The 19,911-nt window shown below is 57.4% G+C and carries 19 protein-coding genes and 1 pseudogene; 11 read left to right on the forward strand and 9 right to left on the reverse strand.

Features of this window, described 5'->3' with window-relative positions:
* Positions 1-121 precede the first annotated feature (121 nt).
* The 3 genes from CYB_RS05105 to sat all read left to right on the forward strand — a co-directional run bounded on the left by CYB_RS05105 (position 122) and on the right by sat (position 2,767).
* Complete coding sequence (locus CYB_RS05105; protein ID WP_011432699.1) at positions 122-904, forward strand: ParA family protein; 783 nt, start codon at positions 122-124, stop codon at positions 902-904.
* 140 nt (positions 905-1,044) lie between these two features.
* Positions 1,045-1,410 carry a hypothetical protein gene (locus tag CYB_RS05110; RefSeq protein ID WP_011432700.1) on the forward strand — a complete coding sequence of 122 codons (366 nt, stop codon included), beginning with the start codon at positions 1,045-1,047 and terminating at the stop codon, positions 1,408-1,410.
* A gap of 166 nt (positions 1,411-1,576) precedes the next feature.
* On the forward strand, positions 1,577-2,767 hold the full coding sequence (gene sat / locus CYB_RS05115; RefSeq protein WP_011432701.1) for a sulfate adenylyltransferase: 1,191 nt from the start codon (positions 1,577-1,579) through the stop codon (positions 2,765-2,767).
* A gap of 123 nt (positions 2,768-2,890) precedes the next feature.
* On the opposite strand, the pseudogene CYB_RS15640 reads toward sat, so the two are convergent.
* The 8 genes and pseudogenes from CYB_RS15640 to pstS form a co-directional block, all read right to left on the reverse strand.
* Positions 2,891-2,983 (reverse strand): annotated as a pseudogene (locus tag CYB_RS15640) (hypothetical protein); the annotation flags it as partial.
* 121 nt (positions 2,984-3,104) lie between these two features.
* Entirely contained in the window at positions 3,105-3,281 is a 177-nt protein-coding gene (locus CYB_RS14500; RefSeq protein ID WP_187147266.1) for a hypothetical protein, read from the reverse strand.
* Positions 3,282-3,635: 354 nt separating this feature from the next.
* On the reverse strand, positions 3,636-4,061 hold the full coding sequence (locus tag CYB_RS05120) for a hypothetical protein (RefSeq protein ID WP_011432703.1): 426 nt from the start codon (positions 4,059-4,061) through the stop codon (positions 3,636-3,638).
* Between the two features lie 43 nt (positions 4,062-4,104).
* Complete coding sequence (locus CYB_RS05125; protein WP_011432704.1) at positions 4,105-4,932, reverse strand: TlyA family RNA methyltransferase; 828 nt, start codon at positions 4,930-4,932, stop codon at positions 4,105-4,107.
* 95 nt (positions 4,933-5,027) lie between these two features.
* Complete coding sequence (gene pstB / locus CYB_RS05130; protein WP_011432705.1) at positions 5,028-5,855, reverse strand: phosphate ABC transporter ATP-binding protein PstB; 828 nt, start codon at positions 5,853-5,855, stop codon at positions 5,028-5,030.
* 82 nt (positions 5,856-5,937) lie between these two features.
* The gene (gene pstA, locus CYB_RS05135) at positions 5,938-6,828 is read right to left on the reverse strand and encodes a phosphate ABC transporter permease PstA (protein WP_011432706.1); all 891 of its coding nucleotides are present in this window, start codon (positions 6,826-6,828) and stop codon (positions 5,938-5,940) included.
* A 6-nt stretch (positions 6,829-6,834) separates the two neighbouring features.
* Positions 6,835-7,803, reverse strand: a complete 969-nt coding sequence (gene pstC / locus CYB_RS05140) for a phosphate ABC transporter permease subunit PstC (protein WP_011432707.1) — start codon at positions 7,801-7,803, stop codon at positions 6,835-6,837.
* A 33-nt stretch (positions 7,804-7,836) separates the two neighbouring features.
* Positions 7,837-8,913, reverse strand: coding sequence for a phosphate ABC transporter substrate-binding protein PstS (gene pstS / locus CYB_RS05145; RefSeq protein WP_011432708.1), 1,077 nt, complete (start codon positions 8,911-8,913; stop codon positions 7,837-7,839).
* 775 nt (positions 8,914-9,688) lie between these two features.
* Here pstS and rplI point away from each other — a divergent pair.
* The 8 genes from rplI to glmS all read left to right on the forward strand — a co-directional run bounded on the left by rplI (position 9,689) and on the right by glmS (position 19,421).
* Positions 9,689-10,153 (forward strand): 50S ribosomal protein L9, encoded by a 465-nt coding sequence (rplI, locus tag CYB_RS05150; protein WP_041436365.1) that lies wholly within the window; start codon positions 9,689-9,691, stop codon positions 10,151-10,153.
* Between the two features lie 178 nt (positions 10,154-10,331).
* Positions 10,332-12,107, forward strand: coding sequence for a replicative DNA helicase (gene dnaB, locus CYB_RS05155; protein WP_011432712.1), 1,776 nt, complete (start codon positions 10,332-10,334; stop codon positions 12,105-12,107).
* A gap of 131 nt (positions 12,108-12,238) precedes the next feature.
* On the forward strand, positions 12,239-13,135 hold the full coding sequence (locus CYB_RS05160; protein WP_011432713.1) for a universal stress protein: 897 nt from the start codon (positions 12,239-12,241) through the stop codon (positions 13,133-13,135).
* A gap of 46 nt (positions 13,136-13,181) precedes the next feature.
* Entirely contained in the window at positions 13,182-14,015 is an 834-nt protein-coding gene (larB, locus tag CYB_RS05165) for a nickel pincer cofactor biosynthesis protein LarB (protein WP_011432714.1), read from the forward strand.
* A 260-nt stretch (positions 14,016-14,275) separates the two neighbouring features.
* Positions 14,276-15,163 carry a TerC family protein gene (locus CYB_RS05170; RefSeq protein ID WP_011432715.1) on the forward strand — a complete coding sequence of 296 codons (888 nt, stop codon included), beginning with the start codon at positions 14,276-14,278 and terminating at the stop codon, positions 15,161-15,163.
* A 204-nt stretch (positions 15,164-15,367) separates the two neighbouring features.
* Positions 15,368-16,174: an ABC transporter ATP-binding protein gene (locus CYB_RS05175; protein ID WP_011432717.1), complete on the forward strand. Its 807-nt coding sequence runs from the start codon at positions 15,368-15,370 to the stop codon at positions 16,172-16,174.
* Positions 16,174-17,397, forward strand: coding sequence for an MlaD family protein (locus CYB_RS05180; RefSeq protein ID WP_011432718.1), 1,224 nt, complete (start codon positions 16,174-16,176; stop codon positions 17,395-17,397). The genes CYB_RS05175 and CYB_RS05180 overlap by 1 nt, the downstream gene beginning before the upstream one ends.
* Positions 17,398-17,573: 176 nt before the next feature.
* Positions 17,574-19,421 carry a glutamine--fructose-6-phosphate transaminase (isomerizing) gene (glmS, locus tag CYB_RS05185; protein WP_011432719.1) on the forward strand — a complete coding sequence of 616 codons (1,848 nt, stop codon included), beginning with the start codon at positions 17,574-17,576 and terminating at the stop codon, positions 19,419-19,421.
* On the opposite strand, the gene CYB_RS05190 is transcribed toward glmS, so the two are convergent.
* Positions 19,382-19,888: a heavy metal-responsive transcriptional regulator gene (locus CYB_RS05190; RefSeq protein ID WP_049749565.1), complete on the reverse strand. Its 507-nt coding sequence runs from the start codon at positions 19,886-19,888 to the stop codon at positions 19,382-19,384. The two genes, glmS and CYB_RS05190, sit on opposite strands and share 40 nt — an antisense overlap.
* Positions 19,889-19,911: the final 23 nt, after the last annotated feature.

Below are 19,911 nucleotides of genomic sequence, written 5' to 3' on the forward strand. Positions count from 1 at the left end.
CACCAGGCTACACCCAATAGCATAGACTGCTGCGGGGCCACCTCAACGACTGTCCTGTTCAATCTGGCCAAGCTGCTCGGGAAGGGGAACAAGTTGGCAAGACAGAATGCAGGGAGAGCTGATGGCGCGTATCCTGGCCTTTACCAACAACAAAGGGGGCACTGGCAAGTCCACCCTCTGCGTCCACGCGGCTCAGTTGACGGCCCAACGGGGATACCGAGTTTTGCTCATCGATCTCACGTCCCAGGCCACCGCCAGCAACCTTTACCTGGAAGGGGCCGGATCCTTGCCGGCACCGGAAACGGTTTGGGCCAGCTTACACCCGCAACACCAACGTCCTCTGGAAGAGGTGATCTACTGCACGGACAAGGGAGTGGATGTGGCGCCCTCCCACAGCACCATGGCGGAAGTGGCGGCCCAACTGGCTGCTGCTGGAGAGATGGGGCAGAATCTATTGCAGCGCCAACTGGATCCCTTGCTGCCGGACTACGACTTCATCTTTCTCGATACGCCGGGAGAACTGAATGCCCTCACCGCCAATGCCCTGCGGGTGGCCCAGCGGGTACTGATCCCGACGCGGCTCAACCGCGCCGATTTCTCCTGCACGGAAGTGACCTTGCGCTACATTGAGGCCCTGAAAGGCCAGCTCAGCCACGCCCGCGCCGTTTTGACGATGCTGGACGACCGCTATCTGCCGGGGGGCATTTGGTCGGGATCCCACACCGGGCAATTGTACGTGCAAGCGCAACAGATTTTTGCGGATGTGCTTTCACCCGTTACCATTCCAGATAGCAGCGATTTGCGCATCGCCTTTGACTACGGCTTGACGGTGATGGACTATCGGCCTGGGTCGGCGGTGTGTCAGCGGCTGCTGCAGTTTGTTGAACGCGAGGTGCTCTTGTGACTGGATCTGACCGCAGCCTCTTTCCTTCGTCGGGGGAAATTTCCCGCCGCTCCGGCGGAATTCGGCGCAAGGCCGGTGCTAAAACCAGTTCAGAGCCCACCTCCGCAGAGTCTACTCCCACAGGCGAGGAGCCGACAACGATGTCTTCTCAGTCTCCCCCAGAACCAACCCCAGAATCGCCGGAAATGGAAGCCCTCAAAAGCCAACTGGCCGAAGCTCAACAACTCTTGCAAGACTACCAAAACAAAGTCTCTGCCCTGCAAGCTCAATTGCAGCAGGTTACTGCCCATCGGGACGAATTGCAAAAGGCGCTGGCGCAGTTGCAAGCGGTTGCGGACGAGCGGGCCAAAACCATCCAGGAGTTACAGAACCCCAGAGGACAAGCCCCCATTCAGCCCAAACCCCAATCCTCACCTCTGCACGCGCAAAAGAAGATTATGAATCGGCCCATCTTCGACAACGTATCGGCCACCGATGAAAGCATGCCCCCCTATTTGTTGGATTGACCGGGATGGAAGGGATCCCTGAGGGCGTGATTTGGATGGGGTCTCCACCTGTTCTGCTCCCTCCTGTTTTCAGCCCGACCTGTGCTTTTTTCCCTGCTTCCTGGAGATCCGGGATTCGATAGCTGGATATTGGATTTGGACAACCGTCGTTCTCGCTGCCCTTCTCATGAGCCAATCTCAATCGACTCTCCCTGCTGGTGATACCATTCCGCCCCACGGGGGCACCCTGATCAACTGCATTGCCCCGCCTGAGCAGGCGCAGGAGCTGCGTTCCAAAGCCGAACATTGCCCCATCCTCTATCTCGACGAGCGGGCCCAATCGGATCTGGAGATGATCGCCATTGGGGGCTTCAGCCCGCTAACGGGGTTTATGGGGCGGGAAGATTACCAGGCCGTTCTGGAAACAATGCACCTGGCCAATGGCTTGGCTTGGTCGCTGCCGGTCACCCTGCCGGTCTCCTCAGAAGTGGCAGCGGGTCTGAAAGAGGGGCAAATGATCGCCTTGGCCAGTGCCGAGGGCAAGATCCTGGGCTTACTGGAGCTGACCGAGAAGTTCACCTACGATAAAACATACGAAGCCCGGCAAGTTTATCGCACCACCGATGAGCAACATCCAGGGGTAAAGGTGCTCTACGAGCAGGGATCCGTCTATTTGGCCGGCCCCGTCACCCTCCTGCAGCGGGATCCCCACCCTCTTTTTCCGGCCTACCAGATTGACCCGGCCCAATCGCGGCAACTGTTTCGGGAAAGAGGCTGGAGAACCATTGTAGGCTTCCAAACCCGCAACCCCATCCACCGCGCCCATGAATACATCCAAAAATGTGCCTTGGAGATTGTGGACGGGCTATTTTTGCACCCGCTGGTGGGGGCTACCAAAAGCGACGACATTCCCGCCGATGTGCGTATGCGCTGCTACGAGGTGTTGATCGAAAAGTACTACCCCAAGGAGCGGGTGATCTTGGCCATCAATCCTGCGTCGATGCGCTACGCCGGCCCCCGCGAGGCTATTTTCCATGCTCTCATTCGCAAAAACTATGGCTGTACCCATTTCATTGTGGGGCGGGATCACGCCGGGGTGGGGAACTACTACGGTACCTACGATGCCCAACACATTTTCGATGAGTTCCAGCCGGGGGAGCTGGGCATCATTCCCTTGAAGTTTGAACATGCTTTCTATTGCACCGTCACCGGCACCATGGCCACGGCCAAGACCAGCCCCAGCCAGCCTCACCAGCGCATTCACCTCTCAGGTACCAAGGTGCGGGAAATGCTGCGCCGCGGTGAAGTGCCCCCGCCGGAGTTTTCTCGACCAGAAGTGGCCCGGCTGCTGGCCGAAGCCATGCGAGAGCGGGGTTAACCCTGGGAATCTCCCTAAGTGGCAGTCAAAAAGGGCCTGGGACAGACCAGACCCTCTGTATTGAAAGTTGTATTGAAAAAAGTTGTATTGAAAGTTGAACTTGAACCAGATTCCAGTCGAGTATTAGGCCGGCTCCGCTAGATTGATTGTCGGGTTGCGGTCGAAGAAGCCCCAAGGTACCAGCCTAAAGCCCGTTCTGTGTACAGGCATGACGGGCCAATCCTCATCCCATGAAAAAACCCCTGCCCAACGGCATGGGGAGGATGTATGATGGGGAGCCCGCGTTTCTACAGAACTCCCTCGAAGTCAAGCAGCCCTGAATAGGCAGCAACAGTTCTCATCCCGCCTCAAACCAGAGTTGTTCGGGATCCACATAATAGCAGCGGGCATTGTCCGCACAGATCAGCGCCCAGCCGTTTTGGTCGGCCTCGACCAAAGTATACTCACACTGGGGAATGAAATAGCCTTGGTGGTTTCGGGTATCGCTCTTAACCCAAACGGTCTGACAGTTCATCTTAAAGTTCCTCCCATCTGCAGTCAAAGGGGTCAAAAAAGTGAGGTTGGAAAACGGGACTCGATTCAGTGGCTGTGGAAGCGGCGGCAGTGCAACACCACTGCAATATAATGAAGTGCAGCCACCGCCGAGCTAAGCATCTCGCGCCAGCCCGGAGTTCAATCTCATCAATCAACTGAGGCCGGGGAAGAGAAGCGACGAGAGCTAACCTCTATCGATAAATGGATCCCATATTGCTATTGGGTACAAGAAGTTTAGCACCAACTCCATGAGAACATCGCTAAGAGTTGTAGATTAAAATAAAAAGCTCTAGATTTTCCTAAAGTCTTGTTGCAAAACCAGGAATAGGGTCACTTAATCTTCTTCAAAGAGCCAGTTGTAAATCTTGCTCAAGTGGGGCCAAGCAGGACGGCGGTTCCCTCCCTCTTGCAGGTTGGATTTGACACCCTCAATCTGCTCGGGATCCCGTGCCAAGATTTGCTTAATGGCCTCCACCTGCTGGCGTACCCCGGTTTTTTTCAGCTCCAGCATGGCTAGGGTCAGATTCACACGGGGCTGGGCATCCACCGGATCCAACTTCACAGCAGTCTGGGCGGCCTTCAGAGCTTTTTCCGCCTGCCCCTCCAGAAGGTAGAGCCAGGACAAGCACGTCCAAGCCGCCGCCGCCTTTGGGGATCCCTTACAGATCGACTCAAAAGAGGGAATTAACGTCTTGGCTGCTTCCCCGGATTCATAGCGCCGAATCCCTTCCTGAAACAATTCTTCAATTTTTTGGCTCATCTCCCCCAACCCAGCACATTAGCTTATTGACAAAATCGACGATCTATGCATGTAAAGTCGCTCTCGCCTGCTCGCTCATCTGTTGTAGCGCACTGCCGCTGGGGAGAGGGATCCCTTCTCCTTCGGCCAGCCAGAGCCAGTACTCGATATTGCCGGCAGGGCCAGTGATGGGCGACCACGTGTAGCCTTGCACCTGCCAACCCTGGGCCACGGCCGAGCGCATCACCGTCTCCAGCACGCGGGCATGGACAACCGGATCCCGTACCACCCCCTTTTTACCCACCTGGTCTCGGCCCGCCTCAAACTGGGGCTTCACCAGCAACAGCGCCTCCCGTGGGAAACGCAATAGGTTCCACAGCGGAGCTAGCACCTTAGTCAGGGAAATAAAAGACAGGTCTACCACCGCCAAATCCGGCCAGCTCTGGGGAGGTGCCTCGCTTCCGTACAGATCCTCCGGCTGCAGATGGCGCAAGTTGGCCCGCTCCTTTAGGATCACCCGCGCATCCGTTCGCAAAGACCAGGCCAGTTGCCCATAGCCCACATCCACTCCGTAGACCCGCTGGGCTCCCCGTTTCAACAAGCAGTCTGTAAAACCTCCTGTGGAAATGCCCGCATCCAAACAAATACGACCCTGCACCTGAACAGGAAAAGTTTGCAGCGCCCCCTGTAGCTTTTCTCCCCCCCGTGAGACAAAAGCAGGCCCAGACTGGACTTGCACCGCTGGATCCCCGCTCACCCAGGTTCCAGGCTTTTCCGCCCGCACCCCATTTAGAAAGACTTCTCCTGCCAAAATGGAGCGTTGCGCTTGCTGGCGTGAGGAAAAATATCCGCGCTCCACCAACCAGCTATCCAGACGCACCCGCTTGGCCATCTCGCCGGTGCCTCACCTTGCATAGATCTTCCCGCCCATTAGAATAGGCGAGCGGGATCCCAACTGACCAGAATTGAGGGATCGCCAACAGCAGATTAGCCGAACCGTCCGCTCACGTACTCTTCCGTTTCCCGATGGGCGGGAGAGTTAAAGATTTTCTCAGTGCGGTTAAACTCCACTAGCCGTCCGTAGCGAAACCCCTCTTCGTCGACTTCAGTGTTGAAGAAGGCGGTAAAGTCGGAGACCCGCGCTGCCTGCTGCATGTTGTGGGTAACGATAATGATCGTGTAGCGACGGCCCAGTTCCTTGAGCAACTCCTCAATGCGCAACGTGGAGATTGGATCCAACGAGGCACAGGGCTCGTCCATCAGGATCACCTCTGGTTGGATGGCCAAGGTGCGGGCAATGCAGAGGCGCTGCTGCTGTCCCCCCGAAAGGGAGAGGCCGCTCGTCTTCAACTTGTCTTTCACCTCGTCCCAGAGGACGGCCTGACGCAATGCGCGCTCTACCAGCTCATCCAAGTCTCCTTGGTAGCCGTTGACCCGTGGCCCAAAGGCAATGTTGTCGTAGATGGACTTCGGGAAGGGGTTGGGCTTTTGGAACACCAGGCCAACTCGCCGCCGCACTTCAGCAGGATCTACATCGGGATCGTAGATGTTTTTCCCGTGAAAAATTACGGATCCCTCTACTCTCGCCCCCGGGATCAGATCGTTCATGCGGTTAAAGCAGCGCAGCAAAGTACTCTTGCCGCAGCCGGAAGGGCCAATAAAAGCAGTGATGTGATTCTTGGGAATCTTCAGAGAAACCTGCTTCACCGCCAAATGAGAGCCGTAGTAAACACTGACTGCTTGCGTTTCCAGCTTAACAGTTAAGTTGGCAGACTTCTTAGAGGAATCAGGAGTGCCGGGAAATGGAGGGCGCATAGGAATACCAGAGGTAGACGTTGCTTCAGAACCCAAACTCAAAATCGAAGAATAGTGAGGCAAAAATCTCAGAAGAACCAGATCAGATAGTAATGGTTTCCTGACGACGACTCAGCAGCAGCCGGAAACTGATCGTGGTGATCAAAACCAGAATCACCAAAGCCAAGGCTCCTCCCCAAGCAATTTTCTGCTGGTTCTCGAAGGGAACAATGGCAAAGTTGTAGATCAGCACCGCCAACGAGGCTACTGGCTTCAGCAGACCATCAGGCCATAGAAAGCTGAACAGAGCAGTAAAAATTAGAGGTGCAGTCTCCCCAGCTGCTCGGGCAATGGCCAAGGTCACTCCCGTCAGAACGACCGGCAAAGCAGCTGGCAAAACGACCCGAAACACAGTCTGCACCCGCGAAGCTCCCAAGGCGTAGGCGGCAGCCCGAGTGTCCGCCGGCACCAAGCGCAGAGCCTCCTCGCAGGAGAGGATGATGATCGGCAAAGTCAATACCGATAGAGCTACTCCGCCAGAAAGGGCAGAAAAGGTCTTGGTGGAAAGCACCAGCACCCCATAGGCGAACACGCCAGCGATGATGGAAGGAACCCCCGTCAGCACTTTGATAATGAAACGCAGAGATGATGCTGTAGAACTGTTCTGGCCGAACTCCGAGAGATAGATCGCAGCAAATAGACCAATAGGGAAAGTGATTGTAATGGCAATCGATACCACAATGATCGTTCCCAGCACAGCGTTGCCAAAGCCGCCTACCTGATCGCCAGGAGGAGGAGGAAGCTGGGTTAAGGTCTGCCAATTGAAGCGCTCAATGCCATTGACGAAAACATAGTAAAGGATGGAAGCGAGCACAACAATCGCAAAAATGCTGGAAGCAAAGATCAGGCCTGTCATCACCCAGTCCAGCACGACGCGCTTGGATCTGACTTTGCGTTTGAACAAATTGGCCTGTGCTGCCACTTGTGTCGCCATGTTCCTCTACTCCCGAGAAGCTGTCAAAGCAAACTTGACGCGCCGAACCAATAGCTCAGCGATGATGTTGACCACCAGCGTAATGACCAGCAAGATCAAAGCCGCATACATCAGAGCCGAGATCTGCTCGTCGGCTGCTTCTGCAAACTCGCTGGCCAGCAATGCAGGGATGTTGCTGGCAGGGGCCAAAAGCGAGACTCTAATCCCCCGCGCATTGCCAATCAGCATTGCCACCGCCATGGTCTCGCCCAGGGCGCGTCCCAAACCCAGCACCACAGCCCCCAACATACCCCCAATCGCAGCCGGTAGTACCACTCCAAAAATGGCTTCCCATCGCGTAGCCCCCATCGCATAGGCAGCCGCGCGCAGCTCAGGAGGAACAGCCACCAAAACCTCTCTGGCGATGGCCGTGATGATGGGGATGATCATGATCCCCAAGACAACCCCTGCCGTCAGCATCCCCGGCCCAATCGGTGGTGTGCCGAAAATGGGAAGCCAATTGAAGTTCTCGTACAGGAACATCTGAACGGGGCGGAAGAAGGGGATGAAGACAAACAATCCCCAAATGCCGAACACCACACTGGGAATAGCCGCCAACAGCTCAACCACAATGATCAGAGCCAGACGCAAGGACTTCGGAAGAAAATCCTCGCTCAGAAAAATAGAGATGCCAAAGCTAAAAGGAACCCCCACAATCAGAGCGATGAGAGAAGTCACTAGCGTGCCGTAGATCTGTGGCCAGGCCCCATAGATATCCTCGACCGGATCCCAGGTGGTGTTCCAGAAAAAGCTTAGTCCAAACCTGTCTATAGCAGGTAAAGACTGAATGCCGATCTCCAGAGCAATCCAGAGCAGCAGGAAGGCCGAGAAAAACACGGCAATCCGCGTAGCCCAGATAAAAACCTGGTCGCGCCGGCGCTGGAAAACCGGCCGAGGCCGAAACATAGAACTGCTGTCAGAAAAAAAGGTATTCATCCGCCTGAAGCCAGAAGTGGTTGGTAAGAGTTTTTACGGGGTAATGCCTTCCAGCGCAGCCAGAGCTTTTTGCCGCGTTTCTTCCGGCAGAGGGACATATCCCAACTGCTCAGCGAAAGCCTGCCCCTCAGTGAGGCCGTAGCGGAGAAACTCTCTAACGGCCTTGGAAGTCTCGGCTTTGGGGTAAACCTTGTAGGCAAGGATCCAGGTGTAGCCTGCAATAGGGTAAGAGTCTTCCCCACTAGGATCCGGATCGACCCCCAGCAAACGCTCGTCGAGCTGAATTCTGGCCAGCGCCGCTTTCTCCGTCTCGACGTTGGGAGTTACAAACTTGCCTGCCCGGTTTTCCAGACGGGCAATGTTCAGGTTGTTGAGCTTGGCAAAGCCGAATTCCACGTAGCCAATCGAGCCAGGAATTTGCTTGATCTGCTCGGAAACCCCTTCGTTCCCACGCGCCCCTACGCCGGTTGGCCAGTTTACCGAAGAGCCGCGACCCACCTTTTGCTTCCACTCTGGGCTAATAGCGTTGAGGTGAGTGGTGAAGATATCGGTGGTACCACTTCCATCAGAGCGATGCACGACGGTAATCGGCAAATTCGGGAAAGTCACCTGTGGGTTAAGGCCAGCCAGCAGGGGATCGTTCCAGTTCTTGATCTTGCCCAGGAAGATATTCGCCAGTGCCAGGCGGGAAAGGCGGATTTCGGGGCCCACCCCAGGAATGTTGTACGCTGCAACTAACGCTCCGCCCACCATGGGTACAGAAACCATCCCTTTGGGAGGGTTAGCCTCATTCTCAATTTGGTTGATCTCTTCAGGACGGGGCACGCTGTCACTGGCACCGAAATCGACCGTGCGGGCTACAAACTGCCGACGACCCGCACCGCTTCCTACAGACTGATAGTTGACCTGGATGTTAGGGTTTTTCTTGCCAAACTCTTGGGCCCAAGTTTGATAGATGGGGGCCGGGAAGGTCGCCCCAGCGCCATTGATGGTGATGGTCTGCCGAGCAAACACCCGCTGCCAATTCGTCTGACTGGCCGCAAAGCCGGCAACAGTGGCAGATAGAAACTTCAGGAAAGAACGACGCTCCAAGGGGTGCAACGTCACCATACAGATCTCCTCTCCCAGATGAAGATAAAATCCTAGCCCAGATCTAAAAAAGGCTACTTCACTCGAGAACCTTACCCAACCCAATCAAAACTCGTCGGGCTGGGTATGCCACTACCGCCTGGAAGCTTGGAGGCAACCCTCAAGCTAACCCTGCGATCCTCAACAAGCCTTCAACCGATCGCAGCGCCCCAAGGCTCCCTCCGAGCACGCAAGGTTTCCCACGGAACGCTCCATCGAAGACTTCACCAATTCGTCCAGCTACTATAACGTAAAGGTCAGTTGTTTTTGGTTAAATCGAGGTTAAGCCCAGGTTATCCTTGGGGATATCCGCCAAATGTTGCAAACCCCTCAAGGGATCCCCTTTGGTGTCAGCCACTCTATACCCTCTGCTAAGTATTTCCTGAAACAAATAACCTTCCGCATTTTTGGTTTAGAAACAAGGTGGCTTCTTGTCTTCCTACCGGGGTTGCGAGCGGCAAGAGAGCTTCATCGGCAATGAGCTCCGAGAAGGGATCCCTCATGCCAAAGGGCTGAGGCGTAGGGGGCAGCTTGCTTTGGAGTTTATAGTCGTTTCAGGCTAGGGTGAGACGCCTGGGCTATTGAGAAAAGCCTTCTTCCCCCGTACATTATTGCTCCGTAACGCTGACGCGACGGCGCGACCAACGTTCTAGGTGGGGGTGCAGTGTCCTGGTTTGAATCGAAATGACCATAAGCTGACAATGGCTCTACTGAGCCTCTAGAATGGAGGGCTGTCGAGAAAAGAAGTGTCTTCCCAATGTCGAAACGTAACATGCAGGTTGTGCTGCGCCAGGCGATCCCAGGGCTGGGCAAGCCCGGAGAGATTGTCAACGTCAAGCCCGGATATGCTCGCAACTACCTCTTCCCACGGCAGATGGCGGTGCGGGTTACCCCTGGCATATTGAAAGAGCAGCAGGTGCGTCTGGAGCAGGAGGCAGCTCGTAAACTGGCAGAAAGACAACAGGCGGAAAACTACAAGACTGCTCTGGAGACCATCGGTCGCTTTGTCATCCGTAAGAAAGTGGGAGAACACGACCTCCTATTTGGGCAGGTGACCACCAGCGATATTGCCGAGGTGGTGCTGGCTACCAGCGGTCTAGATATCGACCGCCGCAACATTCTCCTCAACGAGGAAATCAAAAAAACCGGGGTTTATCCCGTGCAGGTAAAGTTACACCCCGAAGTTACCGCTACGCTGCGCATTCAGGTTACTCCCGAATGAGGACTCACCTTCGAGGATCCCTGAGTTCCCGTGAGGGATCCCGGGGTGAGTAGGGTTTTTGCCTTAGGCAACAAGCGGGTATGCTCAGCCTAGAGCTTGACCCGCCTGACGATTGGAGCTGACTGGCTGAGAGGCCGGTTGCCCTAGGGCTGGGTTGATTTTCCTATCCTGGCTTGTGGTGATCAGCGATTACGACTTAACGGGTGGGGATCGGCTTCCTCCTCAAAACATTGAAGCCGAGGAGGAAATCCTGGGGGGCATTCTCCTCGATCCGGATGCGTTGGTGCGGGTCGCGGAGTTTCTGCGTCCAGAGATGTTCTATATCTCTGCCCACCAAGAGATTTACCGGGCTGCTCTCCAACTGCACAGCCAAGGCCAACCCACTGACCTGATGACTGTGTCTGCCTGGTTGGCGGATCATCATCTTCTGGAGCGGGTGGGAGGAACAGGGGCGATCCGTCGTCTGCTGGAGCAAACCGTCAGCAGCGTCAACATCGACCAGTATGCTCGCCTGGTGATGGATAAATACATGCGCCGCCAGTTGATCCAGGTGAGCAATACCTTGGCTCGTTTGGCCTACGACACCAGTCAGCCCCTGTCTCAGGTGATGGATCAAGCCGAGCAGCAGGTGTTTGGCCTCACCCAAGAGCGAGTGCAGCGTAGCCTCATCCCGGCTTCTGAGGTTTTGGTCAATATCTTCTCGGACTTGGAAGAGAAGTTCCAAAGCGGGGCACAGCTTCCGGGGATCCCGACCAAATTCATCGACCTGGATAACCTGACCCAGGGCTTGCAGCGATCCGATTTGCTGATTCTGGCCGGTCGTCCCTCGATGGGGAAAACCAGTCTTGCCCTCAACATTGCCCAAAATGTGGCTGCCTATGCCAAGCAGCCGGTCGCCATCTTTAGCTTGGAAATGTCACGAGAGCAACTGGTGCAGCGGCTTTTGGCCAGCGAAGCCCGCATCGACAGCAGCCGTCTGCGTTCTGGGCGCATCAGCGAACACGAGTGGCAGCGCCTGGGACAAGCCATTGGTTTTTTATCGCAATTGCCCCTGTTCATCGACGATACCCCCGACTGTACCGTTACAGAAATTCGCTCCAAAGCGCGGCGTTTGCAGGCGGAACAGGGGGGAACGTTGGGGATGGTGTTGATCGACTACCTACAACTGATGCAGGGATCCGCTGCTGACAACCGGGTGCAGGAGCTGTCGCGCATTACCCGTGGCCTCAAGGCCATGGCCAAAGAGCTGATGGTGCCGGTGCTGGTGCTTTCTCAGCTCAGTCGAGCTGTTGAGTCTCGCTCCGATAAGCGCCCGCAACTGGCAGACCTGCGGGAATCGGGCTGTCTGGCCGGGGATACGCAGGTGATGGATGCGGATCGCGGCAAGATCTGGCGGCTGGATCAACTGGCGGCCCTGCCGGCTGCGGCGGAACTGCCCCGCCTGCTCAGCTTGAACGGGCGCGGGCGCTTGGTGCCCCAACAGCCTGTGAAAGTGTTTTGCAGTGGTCGGCAGCCCACCTGTGTTCTGAAGACCCGCCTCAACTTTTCCATTCGCGCCACCGGCAACCATCCCTTCTTGACCCCAGACGGCTGGAAAACCCTCGACGAGCTGCAATTGGAGGAAGAGGTGGCGGTGGTAGTGCAGGAGGGGCTGATCTGGGATCCGGTGGTGCTCATCAGCGAGCCGGGGGAGCCTCAGCCGGTTTACGACATCGAGATGCCCCGCCACCACAACTTTGTGGCCAACGGGCTGCTAGTTCACAACAGCATCGAGCAGGATGCCGATCTGGTGATGATGATCTATCGCCCGGAGTACTACGATCCCAACACCAGCGATCGCGGCATTGCCGAAGTCATTATCGCCAAACATCGCAACGGCCCCACCGGCACTGTGCGCCTGCTGTTCGAAAGCCAGTACACCCAGTTTCGCAACCTGGCAGATCCCAACCGCTGAGCAACCGATGCCGAAGAGAGATCCGGAGCTGCTGCCTTGGGAACAACCCCGCAAGGTGTTAGCTTAGGATCGCTGCGGGCCAAAGCGTTGCTCTTGAGCCGGCTACCCTCTCTCCTAATGCTCAAAACGATATGTTTAAAAACGTGTTAATTGCCACCGACCGCCGAGATGGCCTGCAGCGTTTTGGCAAGTGTCTAGAAGATCTGCACAGCAATGGCATCGAGCGCGTCACCTTCGTCCGCAGCGTAGATTGGCAAGAGGACGACATCGGCATTCCCGACGACATTACCCCCGAAGTCCAGGCAGAGCAGACCCAGTTGCAGAAGCTGCTGAACCCGATCCCAGCAGGGTTGGAAGTCGAGGCTCTGGTGCAGGTGGGCAGGCCAGCCGATCTAATCCTAAAAGGCATCCAAACCTATGGCTCCGATCTGCTGATTACAGGCATGGGTACCCACAACCTGCTCGCCGAAAAATTGTTCGGCAGCACCACCATGACGCTGTTGCCGAAGCTGAAAATCCCCCTACTGGTGATGCGCCCCCAGCTGCTGGCTACCTTTACCCTGGAGGAACTGCGCCTGCGCAGTCGCCACCTGTTTCGCTGCCTCTTGGTGCCCTTTGACTTTGAGCAGCCGCGTCAGCAGTTGCTGAACCATCTCGGCCACCTGCTGCCCGGTACTTCCCAGTGCCAGACGCTTACCCTGCTCTACGTGGTGGATCCCAGCGCCCGCCGCAACCAAGGAACTCCGGTGGAGGTGCTCCAACGCAAAGCCGAGGCTGACCTGGCCCAGGTGCTTGAACCCCTGAGCGAGCAGGTGAAGCCCGTACAGCTGCGCACCCTGGTGCGGGTGGGATCCCCTCTCAAAGAGATCCTGGCTACTGCTGCCGATGAAGACATGACGGCCATCGCCACTGCCTCCCCCCATGTGGGCAGCTTTTGGGAGTGGTCGGTTCGCAGCCTAACCGGCGAGATTTTGCGGCAAAGTTGGCATCCGGTGTTGTTTTTCCCGCGCGGGTCTTTGGCCCAGTAGATCCAGGCAAGATCCAAGCCGAGTGTTGCAGATTAACTCATCCTCCATGACCCCCCCCTCTACGACAGCGCTGCAGGATCTGTTTCGGGCGGTGGCCCAAGGGAAGCTCACCCCAGAGCAAGCTCTGCAGGCCTATCGCTTTCTGCCCTTCGAGCCGGTGGGAGATTTCGCCCATGTGGATCACCACCGTCCCTTGCGCACGGGCTTTCCCGAAGCCGTGTGGGGGCCGGGCAAGACCCCAGATCAGATTGCCCAGATCCTGGAGCAACTCCACCAGCGGGGATCCCTGGCCTTGGCCACCCGCATCGAAGCCCAGGTGTATGCCGAGATCCGCAGCCGCTTGCCCCAGGCCCAGTATTCCGAGTTGGCCCGCTTGTGTTGGATCCCGCCCCGGCAGGTGGTCAGCCATCCTGGACAGGTCAGCGTGATCTCCGCTGGCACTGCCGACTTACCGGTGGCAGAAGAAGCCGCCCTCACGCTGGAGCTTTCCGGATTTCAGGTGAAGCGCCTCTGGGATGTGGGGGTGGCCGGGATCCATCGGCTGCTGCACAACTGGGCGGCCCTGCAAGCGGACGTGCTGATCGTGGTGGCGGGCATGGAGGGGGCCTTGGCCAGTGTGGTGGCGGGTCTGGCGGATTGTCCGGTGATCGCTGTGCCCACCAGCATTGGCTACGGGGCCAGCTTCCAGGGCTTGGCTGCCCTGCTCACGATGCTCAACTCTTGCGCAGCGGGGGTGGGAGTGCTGAACATTGATAACGGTTTTGGGGCGGCGATTCTGGCAGGCCAGATCCTGCGTTGCGGACAACGGCTGGCAGCTCGATTGAGTTCATGCGGCCCCACTGGAGATCCAACAGGGAATCGACAGATTTCGGAAGGTTAAGAATTGTAAATAGATCCTGAGCCAAACAGGCTATACTCAGGCCATAGTTTAGGCTTGGGCTTTCTCTTTCCCATCCTTCGGGAGTTTGAGGGTGTTGCCTCTGGTCACCTAACTGGGTTCATGCCTTTTTCTGGGGTACCTTTATCCGAAGATGGGGAGGGTTCCTACGCTGGTTAACTGCTGTGTTGGACTGACTGGGGCGGACAAAACGCGCGAATATGCTAATTGATGCAACACTTGTCAAAAATGCAACAGATGCGATGGGAGCGACCTTGATCCTGGCGCAAGGGATGACTCAGTCCTTCACCTGGACAGATATTTTCTTGGTAGTGGCTTTGGTGTTTTTGGAGGCCGCCCTCTCTGCGGACAACGCCGTTGCCCTAGCAGCTCTGGTGAAGCATCTGCCCACCCCTCAGCAACAAAATCGGGCCTTGCGCTGGGGCATCATCGGCGCTTACAGCTTTCGCATTGCCATTGTCTTCGCGGCAGTTTGGTTGGTGGAGTATCCGCCCGCCCAATTCTTGGGGGCCTGTTATCTGCTCTGGCTAGCCTGGCAGCACTTTCGGGGCGAGGAAGAAGGCCAAGAACAGGACATCACCCGCCACGCCAATTTTTGGCAGACCCTGGTGATGGTGGAACTGACGGATCTGGTTTTTTCTTTCGACAGCATCGCCGCTTCGGTGGGCGTCTCCCGCAAGGCTTGGGTAATCATCCTCGGCGGCATTCTCGGCATTACCCTGATGCGCTACATGGCTTCTCTGTTTTTGCGTTGGTTGGACGAGTTCTCTCACCTGGAAGACGCCGCTTTTGCCATCATCGCCTTGGTGGGGAGCACCATGTTGTTGGAGGTGTTTTTCCCCCAAATCGAGCTCCCGGAGTGGGGGATGGTGGTGGCTGTGATCCCCCTATTTGTCTGGGGTTTCTCGCGGCGCGTGAAACTCAATTCGGAGCAGGATGAACAGCCGGAGCTGGCTGACGGAGAGAAGAGGGAAGAGAAAAGAGCAGGGGTTACAGACGAGATGGAGATCGTCCCCTCCGGTTGGGTGACTGCCCTTGAGGAAGACCTCGCCCCTGAGCCCCAGAGCAGAGAGAATGGAGAGGAGAGGTACGGCTTGGGCCTATCGCCAGGGATCCCTGATCTGCCTTGATAGGGCTGTGGGCTGCTTCATTGCCTTGGCCCCTGCCGACTCCTAAACTAGCAGTGAAGCCGACTCAAGGAGGGAAGCATCCTGAGCCCCCAGTTTTGCTTGAAATCATTGGTCAAGTGCTTCAGAAGCAGCATAGACAGCCCAAAGGAGCAGCAGGCCGCGGAAAATAGGCTCCAGCCTTTGGCGAGGGCGGAGGTTCTGAGCATGCCAGCAGTGCAGAGCACTGCCCCCTTGGTGGAGCTGCGCCAAGTTTCCAAGCGCTTCGGCTCGACGGTGGTGCTTGACCACGTGGATCTGAAGGTGTACCGGGGTGAGGCCCTGGGCCTGGTGGGGCCTTCGGGCACCGGGAAATCGACGCTGCTGCGCATCATCGCCGGCCTAACGGAGCCAGACGCTGGAGAAGTGCTCTGGTGCGGGATCCCACTCCCGGAGATTCAAGCCCATCATGCAACTCCCCCTTTGCGGGTAGGGATGGTGTTTCAGCAGGCCGCCCTCTTCGACTCCCTGACGGTGGAAGAAAACGTGGGGTTTTTGCTCTACGAGCACTCGCAGTTGCCCCACTCCCGCATTCGGGAATTGGTGGCCGCCAAGCTGGAGGCGGTGGGACTGGCGGGCAAAGAGCACAACCTGCCAGAAGAACTCTCGGGGGGGATGCGCAAACGGGCCAGCTTCGCCCGCGCCATTATGGAGGATCCTTCTCTGCCCCAGGATGAGCCCCAATTGCTGCTGTACGACGAGCCCACAGCGGGCTTGGATCCCATTGCCTCCACGGTAATTGAAGATCTCATCCGGGAGCTGCAGCAGGTGAAAAAAGCCTGTGAGAGCTACATTGTGGTGACCCACCAGCACAGCACCATTTACCGCGCCACCGACCGCATTGTCCTGTTGGCTCAGGGGCGGGTGCAGTGGGAGGGATCCGTGCAGCAGATTGAAACGTGCGATAACCCCTTTGTGCGGCAGTTTTTCAGCGGTAGCGTAGAAGGGCCAATTCAAGTGGCGGGGCAGGTGTGATGCGTTCGCGAGCAGTGCGAGAAGGGGCAGTGGGCCTATTGATCCTGGCGGGGGCGCTGGGCTTTGCCGGCCTGTTTTTGTGGATCTACAACCTGCGCTTTGGCAGTCGCGGCTTTCAATTTACCGTCACCTATACCAACGTGGTCGGCCTGACAGAGGGATCCAGCGTGCGGCTGCGGGGGGTAACCATAGGTCGAGTGGAGCGGATTGTGCCTCAACCCAGCCAAGTAGAAGTACAGGTGACCATTGATCAGCCCCTAGTCATCCCCCGCGATTCCCTGTTTCTTACCAAACAGACGGGGTTGGTGGGGGAAACGGTGATGGACATCCTGCCCCAGGGGAGGGGTCAGGCGGCAACGGGATCCCCTCTGGCAGCGGATTGCGACAGCAGTCAAATCATCTGCGATGGGGATGTGGTGGAGGGCAAACCTGGAGTGGATTTTGGCCAGTTATTGATCCGGCTGGATCAGTTGCTCACACGGATCAACGACGATGAGCTCTTCGATACCCTTAACGCCACCCTAGAAGGGCTCACCCGCGTTGCCAATAGCGTGGCCGATCTCTCAGAAACCGTGGAAGAGCGAGTAGCTGCCCTGCGCACCGAAGATCTGGACTTGTTGCAATTCACGACCGCTGCCACAGCCATCCAAGACGCGGCTGGAGCTGTGAGGGGAACTGCCCGCAGTTTGCAAGCGGCTGCCGATCAATTCACCGCCCTGGTGGATCAAAACCGCACTTCCCTTAACGCCGCCCTGGAGAACATTCAGCAGGTGAGCGCCGATCTACAGGCCATGTCGAGCGCGGTGCGCCCGCTGGTTACCGATCCACAACTCCAGGCCGATGTGCGCCAGATCCTGGCCGAGGTGCGAGCGGCTGCGGAGAACGTGGCCCAAGCTACCGAAGATCTGCAGCAGATTGCCGCCAGCCTCAACGATCCGGGCACTTTAGCTACTCTGCGCCAAACCCTCGATTCCGCCCGCATCACCTTTCAGAATATGCAAAAAATTACCGCCGACATCGACGAGCTGACCGGGGATCCCCAGTTTCGCCGCGGCATTCGAGAGTTGGTATTAGGGCTGAGCAACTTGGTCTCCAGCGTCCCTGGGGAAGATGGGATCCAGCCCGCGGTGGCCGAAGGGTATCACTTTCGTTTTGCGCCCGTCTCTTTTGCCCAGGGGATTGTCTCTGGATCCCAAGGATGGCAGCCGCAGACTTCCCCATAAGTTGGCTGCCTTTCCCCTCTCTCTAGCGGGAGTCTGGGATCCCTGAGATGACCCGCTGAGGTAACAACGGCGGCCAAAGCCGTTGAAGGGATCCCCAACCTGGGGTAGGCTTTGCGGATAAGGTGTTGCCTGTATTGCTACGCAACGCTGGCGCGACTGAGGTTGAGGTGTGAGGAATGTGTGGCATTGTCGGCTACGTGGGTTTTCAGTGGGCTGCCCCCATCCTGTTGGAGGGCCTGCGCACCTTGGAGTATCGGGGCTATGATTCTGCCGGCATCGCCACGGTGGATCCCGAAGAGGGATTGAGGATTGTTCGCGCCACCGGCAAGCTGCACAACCTGCTGGTGAAGCTGACGGCCAACATGCCCACGGCCAAGGTAGGGATCGGACATACCCGCTGGGCCACCCACGGCGGCGTGACCGAAGAAAATGCTCACCCCCACTGCGACGAGCGCGGGCGCATTGTGGTGATCCAAAACGGCATTGTGGAAAACTACCTGGAGCTAAAGGAGCGTCTCCTGGAGCGGGGGATCCCATTTCGCTCCCAAACCGATACGGAAGTGATCGCCCAACTGCTCGGCCTCTATACAGAAGAGCTGGGCTCCTTTGAGGCGGCCTTTGGCCAGGTCATGGGGCAACTGCGGGGGGGAAACGCCGTGGTGGCTCTGGATCGGGAGGCGCCGGATCGGCTGATCGCAGCCCGTTTGGGCAATGCCGGAGCCGTGGTGGTGGGAGAGGGAGAAGGAGAAAACTTCGTGGCCTCCGATCTGCCTGCCATTGTCCGCCATACCCGCAAGGTGGTGTTCTTAGAAGATGGGGAAATGGCGGTTCTCACGGAGTCTCAAGTGCGCTACCTGCGCATTACCGGCGAGGAGCTGCGCAAATCCAGCATCACCGTGGCCTGGGATCCCGTCTCAGCCGCCAAGGGAGGCTACAAGCACTTCATGCAAAAGGAGATCTTTGAGCAGCCCCGCACCACCACCGATACGCTACGGGGGCGGGTGGATCTGGAACAGGGCCGGGTGACACTGGAGGGGCTAACGCTTTCTGAAGCGCAACTGGCCCACATTGAGCACATCCACGCCGTAGCCTGTGGTACTGCCTGGCACGCCTGCTGGGTGCTCAAGTACTTCATCGAGAGCTTGGCCCGTACCCCTGTAGAGGTGGATTACGCCTCTGAGTTTCGCTACCGCCAGCCGGTGTTGCGCCCCAACCACCTGTTGCTGGCCTTAACCCAGTCGGGAGAAACCGTCGATACGCTGGCAGCCATGAGCGAGGCCCGCACCCAAGGGATCCCGACTCTGGCGATTGTCAACGCCATCGGATCCCAGGCCAGCCGTCTGGCGGATGCCGGAGTCCTCTACATCCATGCCGGGCCGGAGATTGCCGTGGCTTCCACCAAAGTGTTTACTGGCATGTTGGTGGCGGGGTATTTGCTGGCCCTGCAACTGGCCCAAGCCAAAGGGATCCTCAGCCCGGCCCAGATCCAAGCCCACCTGCAAGCCTTGATTGAGCTGCCGGGCAAGATCAGCCTGATGCTGAAGGACGCCGCCCTCTACGACCAACTGGCGGAGCAGTACCATCATGTTGCCAACATGCTCTACCTGGGCCGCTGGGTTAACGCCCCGATTGCCTTGGAAGGAGCCTTGAAGATGAAAGAGGTGAGCTACATCCACGCCGAAGGCTACCCGGCAGGCGAGATGAAGCATGGCCCTATTGCCCTCATCGACGAGCGGGTGCCGGTGGTGTGCATTGCCACCCGGGATCCCGTCTACGAAAAAATGCTCTCCAACATCGAACAGGTGCGGGCGCGGGGGGGACGGGTGATCGCCCTCATCAACCCCGAAGACACCCAGGTGCGGGAGAAAGCCGACCACATCATCGAGGTGCCCAGCACGACACCCCTGTTGTCGGCGGTTCTGAACGTGATCCCCCTGCAGTTGTTCGCCTACGCCATGGCTTTGCGCCGCGGAGCCGATGTGGATCAGCCGCGCAACTTGGCCAAGTCGGTAACGGTGGAGTAACGGCTGTTGCCCTTGCCGCCCCTGGCCTCTGGTTTTTGCAAAATCGGGCAGATCACCTCTTTTTCATCAGCAGCCGCAGGGGTGATTTGCCAATCGGAGAGGAGACCTTGAATTTGGCTTTTCAGCGCTTGCAGATCGGCAATTCGCTGTTCAATCTCCTGCAGCTTGCCTTGCAGATGCTGGCGAATTTCTGGACAAGGCTGCTCCCCTCGGTCGTGGACATCCAGGATTTGGCGGATTTCTTCTAAGCTCAGGCCCAGGCTCTGGCAGCGGCGGATAAAAGCCAGGCGAACCAAAACCGAAGGGTCGAACAATCGATAGCTGGACTCCGCCCGTTCCACCGTTGGCTTCAGCAGGCCAATCGACTCGTAGTAACGCACCGTGCGCACGGACAAGCCAGCTGCCAATGCCACCTGGCCGATCTTCAGGCTGGCAGACAAGTCCTGGACAGCAGCAGGATTCGACATGTCCCCAACTGGATCCCTGTAGA

It is taken from the genome of Synechococcus sp. JA-2-3B'a(2-13) (genome assembly GCF_000013225.1).
GTDB lineage: Bacteria > Cyanobacteriota > Cyanobacteriia > Thermostichales > Thermostichaceae > Thermostichus.

What these genes read in the sequence shown, in the direction of transcription:
- CYB_RS05105 (WP_011432699.1), top strand. Translation starts at nt 122, where the DNA reads ATGGCGCGTATCCTGGCCTTTACCAACAACAAAGGGGGCACTGGCAAG.
- CYB_RS05110 (WP_011432700.1), top strand. Translation starts at nt 1,045, where the DNA reads ATGTCTTCTCAGTCTCCCCCAGAACCAACCCCAGAATCGCCGGAAATG.
- sat (WP_011432701.1), top strand. Translation starts at nt 1,577, where the DNA reads ATGAGCCAATCTCAATCGACTCTCCCTGCTGGTGATACCATTCCGCCC.
- CYB_RS14500 (WP_187147266.1), bottom strand. Translation starts at nt 3,281, where the DNA reads ATGAACTGTCAGACCGTTTGGGTTAAGAGCGATACCCGAAACCACCAA.
- CYB_RS05120 (WP_011432703.1), bottom strand. Translation starts at nt 4,061, where the DNA reads ATGAGCCAAAAAATTGAAGAATTGTTTCAGGAAGGGATTCGGCGCTAT.
- CYB_RS05125 (WP_011432704.1), bottom strand. Translation starts at nt 4,932, where the DNA reads ATGGCCAAGCGGGTGCGTCTGGATAGCTGGTTGGTGGAGCGCGGATAT.
- pstB (WP_011432705.1), bottom strand. Translation starts at nt 5,855, where the DNA reads ATGCGCCCTCCATTTCCCGGCACTCCTGATTCCTCTAAGAAGTCTGCC.
- pstA (WP_011432706.1), bottom strand. Translation starts at nt 6,828, where the DNA reads ATGGCGACACAAGTGGCAGCACAGGCCAATTTGTTCAAACGCAAAGTC.
- pstC (WP_011432707.1), bottom strand. Translation starts at nt 7,803, where the DNA reads ATGAATACCTTTTTTTCTGACAGCAGTTCTATGTTTCGGCCTCGGCCG.
- pstS (WP_011432708.1), bottom strand. Translation starts at nt 8,913, where the DNA reads ATGGTGACGTTGCACCCCTTGGAGCGTCGTTCTTTCCTGAAGTTTCTA.
- rplI (WP_041436365.1), top strand. Translation starts at nt 9,689, where the DNA reads ATGTCGAAACGTAACATGCAGGTTGTGCTGCGCCAGGCGATCCCAGGG.
- CYB_RS05160 (WP_011432713.1), top strand. Translation starts at nt 12,239, where the DNA reads ATGTTTAAAAACGTGTTAATTGCCACCGACCGCCGAGATGGCCTGCAG.
- larB (WP_011432714.1), top strand. Translation starts at nt 13,182, where the DNA reads ATGACCCCCCCCTCTACGACAGCGCTGCAGGATCTGTTTCGGGCGGTG.
- CYB_RS05170 (WP_011432715.1), top strand. Translation starts at nt 14,276, where the DNA reads ATGGGAGCGACCTTGATCCTGGCGCAAGGGATGACTCAGTCCTTCACC.
- CYB_RS05175 (WP_011432717.1), top strand. Translation starts at nt 15,368, where the DNA reads ATGCCAGCAGTGCAGAGCACTGCCCCCTTGGTGGAGCTGCGCCAAGTT.
- CYB_RS05180 (WP_011432718.1), top strand. Translation starts at nt 16,174, where the DNA reads ATGCGTTCGCGAGCAGTGCGAGAAGGGGCAGTGGGCCTATTGATCCTG.
- glmS (WP_011432719.1), top strand. Translation starts at nt 17,574, where the DNA reads ATGTGTGGCATTGTCGGCTACGTGGGTTTTCAGTGGGCTGCCCCCATC.
- CYB_RS05190 (WP_049749565.1), bottom strand. Translation starts at nt 19,888, where the DNA reads ATGTCGAATCCTGCTGCTGTCCAGGACTTGTCTGCCAGCCTGAAGATC.